The organism is Geodermatophilus sp. Leaf369 (genome assembly GCF_001424455.1).
Lineage (GTDB): Bacteria > Actinomycetota > Actinomycetes > Mycobacteriales > Geodermatophilaceae > Klenkia.
On the sequence record NZ_LMQA01000001.1, the window covers coordinates 1,164,549 to 1,178,513 of the forward strand.

The window sequence follows — 13,965 nt, forward strand, 5'->3', positions numbered from 1 at the left end:
TGCCGGTGCCTCACCGGTCCGACCTGGTTGGCACTCAGGTGCTCCGAGTGCCAGCCCGAGTCTGGCACTCGACCCCTGCGAGTGCAAGGAGTGGGGGTCCGGGCTCAGTCCGCCCGGCGGGCGGCGACGGCTGCCAGCACGGTGGCGACGACGGCCCCGAGCAGCCCCGCGACCAGGATGAACGGCCACCAGAAGAAGCCCAGCAGCGGGACGCCGACCGAGAGCGCGGCCGGGGACGACCCGCCGACCCACAGCCCGGCCCACGCCCAGGGCACCACCACCCACAGCGCGACGACGGCGGACCAGCGCGCCTCGACACCGGGGCGTCGCCGTCCGACCCGCAGCGCGGTGCCGACGACCACGGCCAGCGCGAGCACCAGGACCGCGGCACGGACGACGTCGTCGGGCCCCGGGGTGGCGTCCAGCCGGCCGCCGACCAGCGCGGTCACCAGGGTGACCAGGAGCAGGACGACGGCCAGCGCCCCGTGCCCGGCGAGCAGGGCCGGAGCCCAGGATCGGCCCGGCACCCGGGGAGGCGTGCCGGGGCCGTCCACGGGGGTCAGCTGATGAGCCCGGCCGCCCGGACCGACTTCAGCGAGGGGTCCACCCGGTGGGTGGGCCCGACGACCGGGGCGAGCGGGTCCAGGGTCTTCAGGCCCTCGCCGGTGTTGAGCACCACGGTCTCCTTCGCCGGGTCGAGCACCCCGCGCTCGACGAGCTGGCGCAGCACCGCCGTGGTCACCCCGCCCGCGGTCTCGGCGAACACGCCGGTGGTGCGGGCCAGGTCGCGGATGCCCTGGACGATCTCGGCGTCCCCGACCCGGCCGACCGAGCCGCCGGTGCGCCGGATGGCGTCCAGGGCGTAGGGGCCGTCGGCGGGGTTGCCGATGTTCAGCGACTTGGCGATCCCGGTGGGCTTGACCGGCTTGACGACGTCCCAGCCGTTCTCGAAGGCGGTGGCGATCGGGTCGCAGCCGGCCGACTGGGCGCCGTAGACGGTCCACTCGGTGTCGGCGACGATGCCGGCGGCGACCAGCTCGCGCCAGGCCTTGTCCACCTTGGTGAGCAGCGACCCCGAGGCCATCGGGATGACCACCTGGGCCGGGATGCGCCAGCCGAGCTGCTCGGCGATCTCGTACCCGACGGTCTTGGAGCCCTCGGCGTAGTAGGGCCGCACGTTCTGGTTGACGAACGCGCAGTCCTCGAACTCGTCGGTCTCGGCGAGCTCGCTGGTGAGCCGGTTGACGTCGTCGTAGGAGCCGTCGACGGCGACCAGCGTCTGGCCGTAGACCGCGGACTGGACGATCTTGCCCGGCTCGAGGTCGCTGGGCACGAACACGAAGGAGGGCAGCCCGGTGCGGGCGGCGTGCGCGGCGACGGAGTTGGCCAGGTTGCCGGTGGAGGCGCAGGCGATCTTCGCGTAGCCGAAGCCCCTGGCCGCGGTGGCGGCCAGGCTGACGACGCGGTCCTTGAAGGAGTGCGTCGGGTTGGCCGAGTCGTCCTTGACCCACAGCGGGGCGGTGAAGCCCAGCTCGTCACCGAGGCGCTGGGCGCGCACGAGCGGGGTCATGCCGGGGTCGAGGCTGACCCGGGACTCGGGGTCCTGACCGGTGGGCAGCAGCGCGGAGTAGCGCCAGATGTTCTGCGGGCCGGCCTCGATCTGCTCGCGGGTCACCGCGCGCATGAGCTCGGGGTCGTAGTCGACCTCGAGCGGGCCGAAGCACTCGGCGCAGGCGTGCTCGGCGATCAGGCCGAACGTGGCCCCGCAGTTGCGGCACACCAGGCCGCGGGCGGGGTTGGTCGGGATGGGCTGGGTGGAGCGCTGGGCAGCGACTCCAGCAACAGGAGCGGTCATGGTCATACGACGACTACCTCCTCATCTTCCCCGCGTCGGGCCGTCGAGCCGCGCAGGACGGAAGGGGCACCTGCTGCGCGCACGAGTGCGCACGGTGGTTGCCGGGGCTTCAGCGGGCCGTGTCCCTCTGCCCCTCTGGATGAGTGGAACGGCGCCACCGTACCGGAACCGGGGCTCCGGCAGGATGACCTGCATGGCCGCTGCGATCGTCTACACCGACCTCGACGGCACGATGGTGGGACCGCGCGGCTCCTTCTTCCACACCGCCGGACGCGAGCTCACCGACTCCCCCGCCGGCGCCCTGCTGGACCTGCACCGGTCCGGCATCCCGCTGGTGCTGGTCTCCGGGCGCACCCACGCGCAGCTGCTGGAGGCCGGCCGGGTCTTCGCCGTCGACGGGCACGTCGCCGAGCTCGGCTCGCTGGTCAGCTGGGACGGCGGCCGGGAGACGCACCTGCTCACCGGCGCACTGCCCGACGAGCACGAGGGCCGGACGCCGATGGACGTCCTGGCCGGCCTCGGCGTGGTCGACGCCCTGGTCGCCGAGCACCCCGGCCGGCTGGAGTGGCACGCGCCCTGGCACGCGACGCACGCCGCCGACGCGCTGCTGCGCGGCTGGGTGGACACCGTCGCCGTCGACGGCTGGTTGGCCGAGCGGGGCTGGGGGTGGCTGACCGTCAAGGACAACGGGAGGGTGCCGCGCACCTCGCGGATGACGCTGGCCGACCACGAGGGCGACCCGCACGTCTACCACCTGATGCCGCGGGGGATCGACAAGGGCGCCGCCATCACCTGGGACCTCGCGCGCCGCGGCATCGACCCGGTCGACGCCGTCGCCGTCGGGGACTCCGTCAGCGACCTGGAGATGGCACCCGCGGTCGGCCGCCTGTGGATCACCGCCAACGGCGCCGCCGTCCCGGGCATGACCGAGGCCACCGCCGCCCTCGCGAACGTCACCGTGACCGACGCCCCGATGGGCGAGGGCTGGGCCCAGGCCGTCCGCGCCTCCCTCTGACGCGCGCGGCTACGAGGTGACGTCGCGCCGGGAGAAGTGCCGGAAGGCCAGGGCGGTGAAGACGGCGGCGTAGAGCAGCGACTGGACGACGCCGCGGTAGAGGTCGCCGCTGTCGATCGGGGTCTGCAGCAGGTCGGTCCAGGCGAACTCCTCGGCGGTCGGGAAGTAGTCGCGGACGGCGCCGAGCTGCTCGACCTGGTCGAGGATCGCGAAGACGAACATGGTGAACACCGAGCCACCGACGGCGGCCAGGGGCGCGTCGGTGACCGTGGACAGCCAGAACGCCAGGGTGCCGACGACGAGCAGGTGGACGGCGAGGTAGCCGACCATCCCGGCCAGCCGCAGCAGCCCGTCGGCCTGCCCGATGCTGATCCCGATCGGGGTCTGGATGTCGGAGAACCCGAACGCGATCCCGCCGGCGACGACGGCGACCACCGTGACGGTCAGCAGCGCGGACACCGAGAGCACCAGGGCGGCCAGCCACTTCTGCCGGAGCAGCCGCATCCGGGGCACCGGCGTCGCCAGGGCGTACCGCAGCGAGCCCCACTGGGCCTCGCTGGCCACGGTGTCGCCGAAGAACAGCGCGTACACCACGACCAGGAAGAACGACGTGGTCGCGAACAGCACGAAGAGCGTGAAGTTCAGCCCGGACGACGTGGCGACGTCGACCAGGTTGAGCCGGCTGTTGGCCTGCGCGTCCTCGCTGGCACCGAGCTGCAGGGCGGCGATGAGCACCAGCGGCAGGGCGACCATCAGGGCGAAGACCCCGATGGTGCGCCGCCGCTTGAACTGCCGGCGCAGCTCCACCGAGAGCCGCAGGGTGCGTTCGGGGCGGTACCCGGCGACGGCGCCGGTGGACTGGACGGTGGACCCGGTCGTGCTGCTCATGACTCCCCCACCAGCGACAGGAACGCGTCCTCGAGGCGACGACGCGGGGTGACCTGGTCGACGCCGATGCCGGCTCCGACCAGGGCGGCGACGGCGGCCGCCCGGCTGGTTCCGCCGAGGTCGACGACCAGCCCCTCGTCGGCCCGCTCGACCGAGGCACCGTCCAGGGACTCCAGGACGGTGACCGCCCGGTCGGTGTCGGCGTCGTCGGCGAGCACGACCAGCACGGCACCACCGGTGCCGATGATCTCCTCGACCGTGCCCTCGGCGACCTTCTGGCCCTTGGCCATCACGACGACGTGGGAGCAGGTCTGCTCGATCTCGGCCAGCAGGTGGCTGCTCACGATGACCGTGCGACCGGTCTTCGCGTAGTCCTGCAGCACCTCGCGCATGGCGTGGATCTGCGGCGGGTCCAGCCCGTTGGTCGGCTCGTCGAGCACCAGCAGGTCGGGCAGGCCGAGCATGGCCTGGGCGATGGCCACCCGCTGGCGCATGCCCTGGGAGTAGGAGCGCACCCGCTTGTCCAGCGCCGTCCCGAGGCCGGCGATCTCGATCGCCTCCTCCAGGTGCGCGTCCTCGGCGGGCCGGCCGGTGGCGGCCCAGTAGAGCTCCAGGTTGTCCCGGCCGGACAGGTGCGGCTGCAGGCCGGTGCCCTCGACGAAGGAGCCGAGCCGGGAGAGCACCGGGGCGCCGGGGGACGCCGGGTGCCCGAAGACGGAGATGGTGCCCTCCGAGGGCTGGATCAGCCCCATCAGCATCCGCAACGAGGTGGTCTTGCCCGCCCCGTTGGGCCCCAGCAGGCCGAGCACCTGGCCGCGGCGGACCTCGAAGGACAGGTCGCGGACGGCGGTGAACCCGTCCTTGTAGGACTTGGTGACGCCCTCGAAGCGCAGCGGCACGTCCTCGCCGTCGGGCTCCACGACCGACAGCTGCTTCCGGCGACGGGCGCCCCAGAGCTTGGCGACGACGACACCGAGCACCCCGAGACCGACCAGGACGGCCAGCAGCACCCACCACCGGGTGGCGCCGGACTCGCCCTGCACGGTGCCGTCGACGGTGGGCGCGGCCAGCGCGCCGTCCCCGGCGAGGGCGACGGAGTACACCCCGGCCTCGGCCGGCGCGGCGAACGCCTGGTCGGTGGAGGAGACGAGCACCCGCATGGTGTGGCCGGTCTCGAACCGGTGCACGATGCCGGGCAGGGCGACCTCGACCTCGGTGGGGGCGGTCGGGTCGGTGGAGATGCCGGTCAGCGAGATCGGTGCGACCAGGCCCGAGGGCAGGAACTGGCCGCCGTCGGGTGAGACGTCGTAGAGCTTGGCGAACAGCGTCGCGGTGCCGGTCGGCGAGGAGACCGCGAGCGTCACCGTGGAGGCGCCGACCACGTCGGTGGCGGTGGTCAGCGGCTCGGAGTCGAAGGCGGCGAACTGTCCGGGGATCTCCACCGTCGTCCCGCCGAGGGCCGCGGTGACCGCACCCAGGCCGGGCACGGTGGTGATCGCGGCCGGGTTGCCCCCGGGCGGGGTGACGACCGGGAAGGTGGTCCCGGACAGCGCCACGTCGGCCCGCTGCGCCGGGGCCGCGTCGCCGGTGCCGGGGTAGGCCGCGGCCTGCTCGGTCTGGCCGCCGCCCTGCACGCTGCCGGTGGCCGCACCGACGCCGGTGGGCACCGGGTAGGTGAAGCCGGTGCCGGCGTCGCCCTCCCCGCGCAGGTGGTCGTCGAACCAGCCGGCGACCAGGTCGCGCAGGTCGGCGGTGGTGCCCTCGTCGGCCGAGGAGTCGTGGCCGCCCTCGTACCAGACCACCTTGACCGGCGTGCCGTTCGCGGCGATCCCGGCGGCGTTGGCGTCGGCCTGGCCCAGGCCGAACAGCGAGTCCTGGGTGCCCTGGACCAGCAGGGTCGGCGCGGTGATCCGGTCGAGCACGGCGGCGGGGCTGGAGCGGTCGAGGACCTCGGCGATCTCCGGGGTGAGCGTGCCCGTGGAGGCCGCGGACTGGTAGGCCGCGCACACCTCGGGCCGGAACCGGCCGCAGGTCAGGGCCTGCTCGACGGCCGCGGAGTCCAGGGTCGAGGGGTCGACGTCGGGCAGGCCCCCGGCTCCGGCGCCGGTCGAGCCCCCACCGGTGATCGAGGCGAGCAGCCCGTCCCCGGTGGGCACCGAGCCGGTCGCGAAGAACAGCCCGGCCCACAGCCGCTTGAACACCCCGGTGTCCCCGGTGGTGGGGGTGGCCGCGACGGTGTCGGCGTCCACGGTGCCGGCCTGGGACGGGAAGAGAGCGCTGGTCAGGGAGTTCCAGGTGATCTGCGGGGCGATCGCGTCGACCCGCTCGTCGTAGGCGGCGCCCAGCAGCGAGAGCGCCCCGCCGTAGCTGGCCCCCGAGACCCCCACCCGGGGGTCGCCCTCGCCGTCGAGGAGCACGTCGTCCCGCTCGGCCAGCCGGTCGATCAGCGTGGAGAGGTCCGCGACCTCGTACCGCGGGTCGTCCAGGCCGATCTGCCCGGTGCTCTCCCCGAACCCGCGGGCGGAGTAGGTGAGCACGACGTAGCCGCGGCCGGCGAGGTCGCGGGCGTCGTCGGCGGTGGAGTCCTTGCTGCCGCCGAACCCGTGCGCGAGGACGACGGCGGCGGCCGGGGTGTCGGCCGTGGCCGAGGCCGGCACGTAGACGGTGGTGTCCAGCTCGACGGCGTCGGCCCCGCTGCCCGAGGCGACGGTGGCGTCCTCGGTGGCGACGTCCTCAACGGCGCGCGCCGGGGTCGCGGTGGGGACGGCGAGCACCAGCGCGCCGAGGAGCGCGGTGACCAGGACGGCGGGGAGGGCACGGAGCGTCGCACGGGCGCCGGGGCGCGGGCTGGGACGCACGAGCCCGCGGGTGGGACGCACGGGACCTGAACGGACGACGACGGGACTGTGTTCCGCCGGCGACGAGGCTGTGCCGGAGCTGTGCGGGGGACCCTCGCGGGTCAGGGCCGCCAGCTGCCGTCGGCGATGACCACGATGCCCGGGTCGGGCAGGTCCGGGATCTCGAAGAACCGGACGGCCGGGCCGCTGACCTCGGGGAACTGGGCCACGAGGCTCTCCGCGGCCTGCTGCTGGGTGGTGTCGCCCTCGGTGTAGAAGACCGTCGTGGTGGCGACGTCGTCGGAGCCGTAGGTGCCCAGGGTGCGGATCTCCCAGCCACCGGCCACCAGCTGGTCGCCGATGTCGGCGGCCAGCCCGGAGATGCCTGCGCTGTTGAGCACCGACACCGGGGCGAAGACCGGCCCGGTGGGTGCGGGGGCGGCCGGGGTCCCGCCGGGCGCCGCCGTGGTCGTCGGGGCCGGCGCCTGGGTCGTGGCGGCGGTGGTGGGGGCCACCGGCTGCGACCGGGCCGCCTCGTCGGTGTCGGTGCGCTGGAAGGACCAGACGCTCAGCAGCACCAGCGCGACGACCACGACCGCGACCAGGCCGATCACCAGGGAGCGGGATCCGCGCCGGGGCTCCTCGAGGGGCGTGGGCTCCGGGGGCGTCCCCCGGCGACGGTCGTCCTTGCGCCGCGCGGCGTCCGCGGCCTGGCGCTCGGCCCGGAACGCGGCACGACCGCCCTGCGGGCCGGTGGCCGGACCCGGTGTCCCGGGCCGTCGGTCACCGGGCGTCTGCGTCGTCGCCGACGGGGTCGCCTCCAGACGCGGAGTCCCGGGCGGAGGAGGCACCGGGGCGGAGGACGGCGAGGGGGCGGGCGTCGCCGGGACCTCGGGCACCCGGTCGCGAGGGGCCTCGGTCGTCGCGCCCGCTGCCGACGTCGTGGCCCCGGCCGGCGGGGCCTCGTGCGGCGGGGCCGGCGGCGGACCCGCGGGGACCGGCAGGTTCGTCGTGGAGGGGGCCCGCAGCGCAGGCGTGCGTGGCACCGGTGGCCGGGTGGTGGTCAGCGGGTCCGACGTGGTCCGGGGGCCGGAAACCGGCGGGGGTGCACCGTCGCGCGGGGCGACCTCGCCGTCGGCACGACCCGGCGGAGGTGTGCGCGCGGACTCGACCGGTCGGGCCGGCGGGCCCGGCGGCGGCGGGGTCGGCCGGATGCTGCGGACCGGCCTGCCGGACATGGGGTCCTCCCCCGGCGGGAGCGAACCCTCGCGGCGCCGCTCGGCCCGGGTGCGCCGGCCCAGGGTCGTCAGCTCGTCGTCGTCCGGGCGGGGTGCGTCGGGCGGGGTGGCCGTGGGCTCCGGCGCGCGGCGCCGGCCCCCTGCCGGGCGCTCGCCGTCCGACGGGCCCTCGTCACCGCCCGGTCCCCCATGCCTCCCCACGGTGACCGACCCTAGTGGTCAGGTGAGGTCGATGCCCAGGGTGCGGGCCGAGCGCTGGCGCTGCCGGGTGGCCCGCATCCGACGCAGCCGGCGCACCAGCAGCGGGTCGGCGGCCAGCGCCTCCGGACGGTCGATCACGGCGTTGAGCACCTGGTAGTACCGCGTCGCCGAGAGCCCGAACTGCTCGCGGATGGCGGCCTCCTTGGCCCCGGCGTAGCGCCACCACTGCCGCTCGAAGGCCAGCACGTCACGCTCCCGGCGGGGCAGTCCCGACACGTCACCGGGCGTCCCGTCGGGGCCCGCGGCGTCCTGCGGGTCCTGGGGTGCGGTGGCGGCGTCGCTGCTCATGCGGGGGTGGTCCTCCGGGTCGTCGATCGGGGCCCGCGCGGGTCGCGCAGCGGGCGTGCGTCCCGACGCTAACCCCCTCGCGCACGGGCTGCCGGGACGCCGTCGGTGCGCGTCCGCCCCACCCGACCCGCGCGGCCACGGCGCCCCAGTGGCGTCACCCGCAGCGACCGACCGGTTGCGTCAGAGCCCGGCCGGGACGGGCTCCGGAACGGCCCGCCGGGCGGTGCGCGCAGCGCGCAGGCTGTCCACGGTGAACACCGCCAGCGCCACCCACACGACCACGAAACCGGCCAACCGGGCGGCGGGCATCGGCTCGTCGTAGACGAAGACGCCGATGGCCAGCTGCATGAGCGGGGTCAGGTACTGCAGCAGCCCGATGGTCGACAGCGGCACCCGACGGGTGGAGGCCGCGAACAGCAGCAGCGGGATCGCCGTGGCGACACCCGAGCTGACCAGCAGCAGGACGTGCCCGGTCCCGGCGCTGCCGAACGTGCCCTGCCCGTTGCCCTGCAGCACCCCGAGCACGACCAGCGCGGGGACGACGACCACCAGGGTCTCCAGGAACAACCCCGGGGCGGCCTCGACCCGGACGAGCTTCTTCATCAGTCCGTAGAGGCCGAACGTCAGCGCCAGGGTCAGCGCGATCCACGGCGGCCGGCCGTAGTCGACGGTGAGCACCACGACCGCCAGCGCCGCGATGCCCACCGCGACCCACTGCAGCCGGCGCAGCCGCTCGTGGAAGACCACGACGCCCAGGAGCACGCTGACCAGCGGGTTGACGAAGTAGCCCAGCGAGGTCTCCACCACGTGCCCGGAGTTGACCCCGTAGACGAACGTCAGCCAGTTGGCCGCGATGAGCACGGCGGCCACGGCCAGCACGAGCATGGTGCGCCTGTCGCGCACCGCAGCGCGCACGTGCGACCAACGGCGCAGCACGGTGAGCAGGACGGCGATGAACAGCAGCGACCACACGATGCGGTGGGCGACGATCTCCACGCCACCGGCGGGCTCCAGCAGCGGGAAGTAGAGCGGGAACAGCCCCCACACCGCGTAGGCCGCCAGGCCCATCAGGACCCCGGTCCGCCGCTCAGCCACGGCCGGACCGTACGCCGGGCTCAGCGGGTGGGGTCTGCCCAGAGCTCCCCGGTCGCGGCGTCCTCCCCGGCCTGCGCGACGCCGACCGCGAGCGCGGCGGCGGTGGCACCCGCGGCACTGGTCAGCGCGGCCCGCCGGTGCCGGGGCCACACCAGCGCCGCGGGGAGCATGCTCGCCGCGTGGGCCAGCTCGGTGACCACGGTGAGCCGGGCGGCTCCCCGGCCCGGTGCCGCGGCCAGCGCGACGTGCTGGACCAGCCGCCGGGCCCCGAGCACCCGCACCACCCACGTCGGCGGGGGCGTCTCCCCCAGCCCGAGTGCGGCGGTCGCCTGCACGGGCCGGGCCAGCAGCGCCAGGCCCTCGAGGGCGGCGACGACGGCGACCACCCGGGTGGCCCGGGTGCTCACGACCGGCTCCGGCGGACCAGCGCGCCGGCCCCGGCGAGCAGCCCGGCGCCGGCGACCGCGGCGACCGTGCCGTGGTACCGGCTGGCCCAGATCTGGGCGTCCCAGCCCCACTGCTGGTCGGAGAACCGTCCCTCGGCGCCGAAGTCCCGGCCGCCCTCGCCGTCGGCCGGCTCGAACAGGTTCACCGGGTCGTCCGGGCTCGCGTCGACGTCGGTCAGCTGGCCCTCGATGCCGCCGCGGGCCAGGTACCAGTCCATGAACTGCGGCCACACCTCGGCGCCCAGCACCGTGTAGACCGTCGGCGTCCCGATCCACCAGGCCCGGCGGCGGGGGTGCTCGCTGGCGTGCACCATGACCCGGCCCATCAGCTCCGGGGAGTAGATCGGCGCGACCGGCTGCGGACGCTTCGGCATCTTGTTCAGCACCCAGCTGAACTGCGGGGTGTTCACCCCGGGGAGGTCCACCCGGGTGACGTGCACGTTGCTGCCCTCGGCCCTGAGCTCGGTGAGCACCGACTCGGTGAACCCCTTCACCGCGTGCTTGGCCCCGCAGTAGGCGCTCTGCAGCGGGATGCCGCGGCGGCCCAGTGCCGACCCGGTCTGCACGACCACACCCCGGTCGCGCGGTCGCATCCGGCGCAGCGCGGCCATCGTGCCGTGCACGAAGCCGAGGTAGCTGACCTCGGTGACCCGGGCGTACTCCTCGGCGGTCAGCTCGTGGAAGGGCGCGAAGACCGCGGTGAAGGCCACGTTGACCCAGACGTCGATCTCCCCCAGCTCGGCCTCCACGCGGTCCGCGGCGGCCTCGACGGCGGCGGCGTCCGCGACGTCGACGGGCACCACCAGCGCGGTGCCCCCGGCGGCCCGGACCTCCTCGGCCGCCGCGGCCAGCCCGACCTCCCCGCGGGCCAGGAGCGCCACCCGGTCGCCCCGGCGGGCGAACTCCACGGCGGTGGCCCGCCCCACCCCGCCGCTCGCACCGGTGACGACGACCACCTTCGGGCTCACGGGGCGGCTCGCAGGGGGATGCGCATGGTGGACTCCAGACGAGGCGGGGACGAGCAGTCCCCTGGGGATGCACCCGCGAGGGCCCCGGGTAAACCCCGGTGGCGCAGCTGGCGCGGGAGAGGACGGACACGTGGAGGGTCCTGCCCTGCTGGCCCTCGCGGTCGGGGCGGTGACGGTCGCGGCGGTGGCCCGCCGGTTCGGCTGGCAGACGCCGCTGCTGCTGGTGCTGGTCGGGTTCGTCGTCAGCTTCGTGCCCGGCGTGCCCGAGTTCGCCATCGACGGCGACCTGCTGCTGGCCGTCGTCCTCCCCCCGCTGCTCTACTCCGCGGCCGTCGAGGTCTCCTACGCCGACTTCCGCGCCCTGCTGCGGCCGATCGTGCAGCTGGGGGTGGTGCTCGTCGTCGTCACCGCGGTGGTGGTGGCCCTGGTCGCCCACTGGGTGGTGCCCGGTCTCCCCCTGCCCGCCGCCCTGGTGCTCGGTGCCGTGGTGGCCCCACCGGACGCGGTGTCCGCCGCCGCGATCGGCCGCCAGCTGGGCCTGCCCCGCCCGGTGATGACCGTGCTGTCGGGCGAGAGCCTGATCAACGACGCGGCCTCCCTCACCTTCTACAAGGTGGCTCTGGCCGCGGTGTTCGGCGTCGGCGGCGGGGTGCTCGGGCTCGACTGGGGCGTCGCGGCGGGCACCTTCGGGCTGGCCGTGGGCGTCGGCGTGCTCCTGGGGCTGGCGATCGGCGTCGTGGTGCACGTGGTCCGGGTGCGGCTGGACGACCCGGTGGTCACCTCGGTGATGGGTCTCGTCGTCCCCTTCGCGGCCTACCTGCTCGCCGAGGAGCTGGAGGGCTCGGGGGTGCTGGCCGTGGTCGCGGCCGGGCTCTACCTGGGCCACCGCTCGCCCGAGGCCGGGTACGCCAGCCGGCTCCAGGAGCGCCCGCTGTGGTCCTCGCTGGACCTGCTGCTGCAGGCGGTGGTCTTCGCGCTCATCGGGCTGCAGCTGCGCTACGTCGCCGAGTCGGTGGTGGAGTCCCAACGGTCGAACGTCGCGCTGGTCGGCGCCGCGGCCGCCGTGCTGCTCACCGTGATCGTCGTCCGGCCGCTGTTCGTGTTCGCCGTGGAGGCGCTGCGCCGGGCACCCCGCCCGTGGTCGGCGCGCAGGTCCCGCTCGCACCGGCCCACCTGGCAGCAGCAGGCGGTCATCTCCTGGACCGGGATGCGCGGGGTGGTCACCCTCGCCGCCGCCGCTGCGGTGCCGGCGGACTTCCCCGACCGTGACGTGCTCCAGCTGCTGGCGTTCACCGCGGCCATCGGCACCCTGCTGCTCCAGGGGCTGAGCCTCCCGTGGCTGATCCGCCGGCTCGACGTGCACGACGCCGGCCAGGCCCAGCGCGACGCCGAGGCCGAGGTGCACCTGGTGGAGCGGGCCACCGCCGCCGCCCTGGAGCGGGTCGCCGAGCTCGAGCGGGACATCGCCGCGCGGGTGGGCCCGGAACGGGCGAAGGCGGTCGCCGACCGGATCCGGGGGCCGCTGAAGGGCCGGGCGCAGTCGATGGCCGCCTCGGTGCGTGCGGAGGAGCAGGAGGACGCCGACCGCAACCGGAAGCGCGCCCAGGTCTTCCACCGGGTGCGCCAGGAGATCATCGAGGTGCAGCGCCGGGTGCTCATGGAGGAGCGGGACGAGGGCCACCTGGACGACGAGGTCATGCGCGCGGTGCTCCAGGAGCTGGACTACGAGGAGGCCGCGTCGGCGAGCTCCTGGGTGGGTCGGCTCTAGACGAGCTGACCCAGGAGCACACCCCCGCCGATCGCGGCCGCGACCACCGCGACGACCACCAGCTGCTTCCCCGTCGTCCCGGTCGTGCTGCCCCCAGGGGCGTCGAGCCGTGCCGGCATGCCCCACAGCTGCGCCGCGCTCCGCGGGACCACGTACCGCCCCTCCTGCTGGCCCTGCCAGACCGCCCGTCCGACGACGTCGACGACCGGGCGGCCGGCCTGGCGGAGCAGCCGCGAGTCGATCTTGAGCGTGCCGACGTCGTCGCTCAGGGCGAGGAACACCGACCGACCGGTGGCCGCGGACCCCACGTACGTCAGCCGGGTCAGGTCGATGCCGTTGCGGCCCAGCAGCCCGCGGCCCTCCAGCACCCGTCCGTCGCTGCGCACCCGGAAGCTGATCTCGGGCCAGACCAGGAACAGCGCGGTGAACGTGACGAGCGCGAGCAGGAACCACGGGGCGGGGACGGCGGGGTCACCGTCGGCGCGGGTGGCCCGGAAGCCCCCGACGGCTCCCGACACGACCATGACGACGCTCAGCACCCACACCACGACGGTGCGCCGGCGCGGGTCGATCCGGCGCGGCTCCCCCAGCGGGGGCGCCAGGCCCGTCACGCCGCCCTGCCGAGCACCACGCCCACGGCGACGCCGACGACCAGCAGCGCCACCGCGAGCAGGGCGCGCCCGGTCACCCCGCTCGTCCCGTGCGCGGGTGCTCCGGGCAGGGTCGGCATCCCCCACACGCCGGCCGCACCCACCGGGACGACGAAGCGCCGCTGCTCCTGACCGGTCCACACCGCCCGCCCGACGGCGTCGAGCACCGCCGGTCCGGCCTTGACCAGCGCCTTGGAGTCCACGGTCATCGCGGCGACGTCGTCCCTGAGGGTCAGCGAGACCGACCCGCGGGCGGCCGCGGAGGTGACCGAGGTCAGCCGGGCCAGGTCGATGCCGTGCCTGCCGAGCAGCCCGGTGCCCTCGAGCACCCGGCCGTCGCTGCGCAGGGAGAAGGCGCTGTCCTGCCAGAGGACGATCATCGCCACGAACACCGCGATGGTCGGCAGGAACCAGCCGATGGTGCCCAGCCGGTCGCTGTCGTGCAGGGCCGTCTCGTACCCGCCGAACACCGAGAACACGAGCACCAAGACGCCCAGGGCGGCCAGCACGACGGTGCGCAGCGTGGGGTCCACCCGGTGCGGCGGACCCAGCGGGGCGACCAGGCCGGCGGGCGGCTGCTGCGGGTACGGGGGCTGGTGTGGGGGCTGCACGCGGGCATCCTGGCACCCGCCGGCGGGGCGGTCGGGCCGTGGCGC

The 13,965-nt window shown here is 75.2% G+C and carries 13 protein-coding genes and 1 riboswitch; of the genes, 2 read left to right on the forward strand and 11 right to left on the reverse strand.

The features are described 5' to 3' along the window. Positions 1 to 104: 104 nt before the first annotated feature. Together ASG36_RS05770 and thrC are read right to left on the reverse strand one after the other, a co-directional pair. Complete coding sequence (locus ASG36_RS05770) at positions 105 to 527, reverse strand: hypothetical protein (RefSeq protein ID WP_055760562.1); 423 nt, start codon at positions 525 to 527, stop codon at positions 105 to 107. Positions 528 to 559: 32 nt separating this feature from the next. Further along, positions 560 to 1,855 (reverse strand): threonine synthase, encoded by a 1,296-nt coding sequence (thrC, locus tag ASG36_RS05775; protein WP_055762554.1) that lies wholly within the window; start codon positions 1,853 to 1,855, stop codon positions 560 to 562. A gap of 18 nt (positions 1,856 to 1,873) precedes the next feature. Next, a riboswitch (SAM riboswitch) is annotated at positions 1,874 to 2,001 on the reverse strand. Between the two features lie 47 nt (positions 2,002 to 2,048). Here thrC and ASG36_RS05780 point away from each other — a divergent pair. Continuing rightward, complete coding sequence (locus ASG36_RS05780) at positions 2,049 to 2,870, forward strand: Cof-type HAD-IIB family hydrolase (protein WP_055760566.1); 822 nt, start codon at positions 2,049 to 2,051, stop codon at positions 2,868 to 2,870. Positions 2,871 to 2,879: 9 nt separating this feature from the next. Here ASG36_RS05780 and ASG36_RS05785 read toward each other — a convergent pair whose 3' ends face one another. From ASG36_RS05785 to ASG36_RS05815, 7 genes are all read right to left on the reverse strand, one after another. Next, complete coding sequence (locus ASG36_RS05785) at positions 2,880 to 3,758, reverse strand: ABC transporter permease (RefSeq protein WP_055760569.1); 879 nt, start codon at positions 3,756 to 3,758, stop codon at positions 2,880 to 2,882. Continuing rightward, entirely contained in the window at positions 3,755 to 6,616 is a 2,862-nt protein-coding gene (locus tag ASG36_RS05790) for an alpha/beta fold hydrolase (protein WP_055762557.1), read from the reverse strand. Before ASG36_RS05790 ends, ASG36_RS05785 begins: the two co-directional genes overlap by 4 nt. A 101-nt stretch (positions 6,617 to 6,717) precedes the next feature. Beyond that, complete coding sequence (locus ASG36_RS21785) at positions 6,718 to 7,641, reverse strand: LytR C-terminal domain-containing protein (RefSeq protein WP_157498578.1); 924 nt, start codon at positions 7,639 to 7,641, stop codon at positions 6,718 to 6,720. A gap of 411 nt (positions 7,642 to 8,052) precedes the next feature. Next, positions 8,053 to 8,382, reverse strand: coding sequence for a DUF3263 domain-containing protein (locus tag ASG36_RS05800; protein WP_055760575.1), 330 nt, complete (start codon positions 8,380 to 8,382; stop codon positions 8,053 to 8,055). A 180-nt stretch (positions 8,383 to 8,562) separates the two neighbouring features. Then, on the reverse strand, positions 8,563 to 9,477 hold the full coding sequence (gene rarD / locus ASG36_RS05805) for an EamA family transporter RarD (RefSeq protein ID WP_055760578.1): 915 nt from the start codon (positions 9,475 to 9,477) through the stop codon (positions 8,563 to 8,565). Positions 9,478 to 9,497: 20 nt separating this feature from the next. Next, positions 9,498 to 9,884: a hypothetical protein gene (locus ASG36_RS05810; RefSeq protein WP_055760581.1), complete on the reverse strand. Its 387-nt coding sequence runs from the start codon at positions 9,882 to 9,884 to the stop codon at positions 9,498 to 9,500. After that, positions 9,881 to 10,891 carry an SDR family oxidoreductase gene (locus tag ASG36_RS05815; RefSeq protein ID WP_055760583.1) on the reverse strand — a complete coding sequence of 337 codons (1,011 nt, stop codon included), beginning with the start codon at positions 10,889 to 10,891 and terminating at the stop codon, positions 9,881 to 9,883. Before ASG36_RS05815 ends, ASG36_RS05810 begins: the two co-directional genes overlap by 4 nt. Positions 10,892 to 11,021: 130 nt before the next feature. Between ASG36_RS05815 and ASG36_RS05820 the strand changes: the two genes are divergently transcribed. Further along, positions 11,022 to 12,659 carry a Na+/H+ antiporter gene (locus tag ASG36_RS05820; RefSeq protein ID WP_055760586.1) on the forward strand — a complete coding sequence of 546 codons (1,638 nt, stop codon included), beginning with the start codon at positions 11,022 to 11,024 and terminating at the stop codon, positions 12,657 to 12,659. On the opposite strand, the gene ASG36_RS05825 is transcribed toward ASG36_RS05820, so the two are convergent. Continuing rightward, positions 12,656 to 13,270: a hypothetical protein gene (locus ASG36_RS05825; protein ID WP_055760589.1), complete on the reverse strand. Its 615-nt coding sequence runs from the start codon at positions 13,268 to 13,270 to the stop codon at positions 12,656 to 12,658. The genes ASG36_RS05820 and ASG36_RS05825 overlap by 4 nt on opposite strands. After that, positions 13,267 to 13,920 carry a hypothetical protein gene (locus ASG36_RS05830; protein ID WP_055760592.1) on the reverse strand — a complete coding sequence of 218 codons (654 nt, stop codon included), beginning with the start codon at positions 13,918 to 13,920 and terminating at the stop codon, positions 13,267 to 13,269. The genes ASG36_RS05825 and ASG36_RS05830 overlap by 4 nt, the downstream gene beginning before the upstream one ends. Positions 13,921 to 13,965 lie beyond the last annotated feature (45 nt).

Excerpts from the sequence above, each read along its gene's own strand:
- thrC (WP_055762554.1), bottom strand. The coding sequence starts at position 1,855 with ATGACCGCTCCTGTTGCTGGAGTCGCTGCCCAGCGCTCCACCCAGCCC.
- ASG36_RS05780 (WP_055760566.1), top strand. The coding sequence starts at position 2,049 with ATGGCCGCTGCGATCGTCTACACCGACCTCGACGGCACGATGGTGGGA.
- ASG36_RS05785 (WP_055760569.1), bottom strand. The coding sequence starts at position 3,758 with ATGAGCAGCACGACCGGGTCCACCGTCCAGTCCACCGGCGCCGTCGCC.
- ASG36_RS05800 (WP_055760575.1), bottom strand. The coding sequence starts at position 8,382 with ATGAGCAGCGACGCCGCCACCGCACCCCAGGACCCGCAGGACGCCGCG.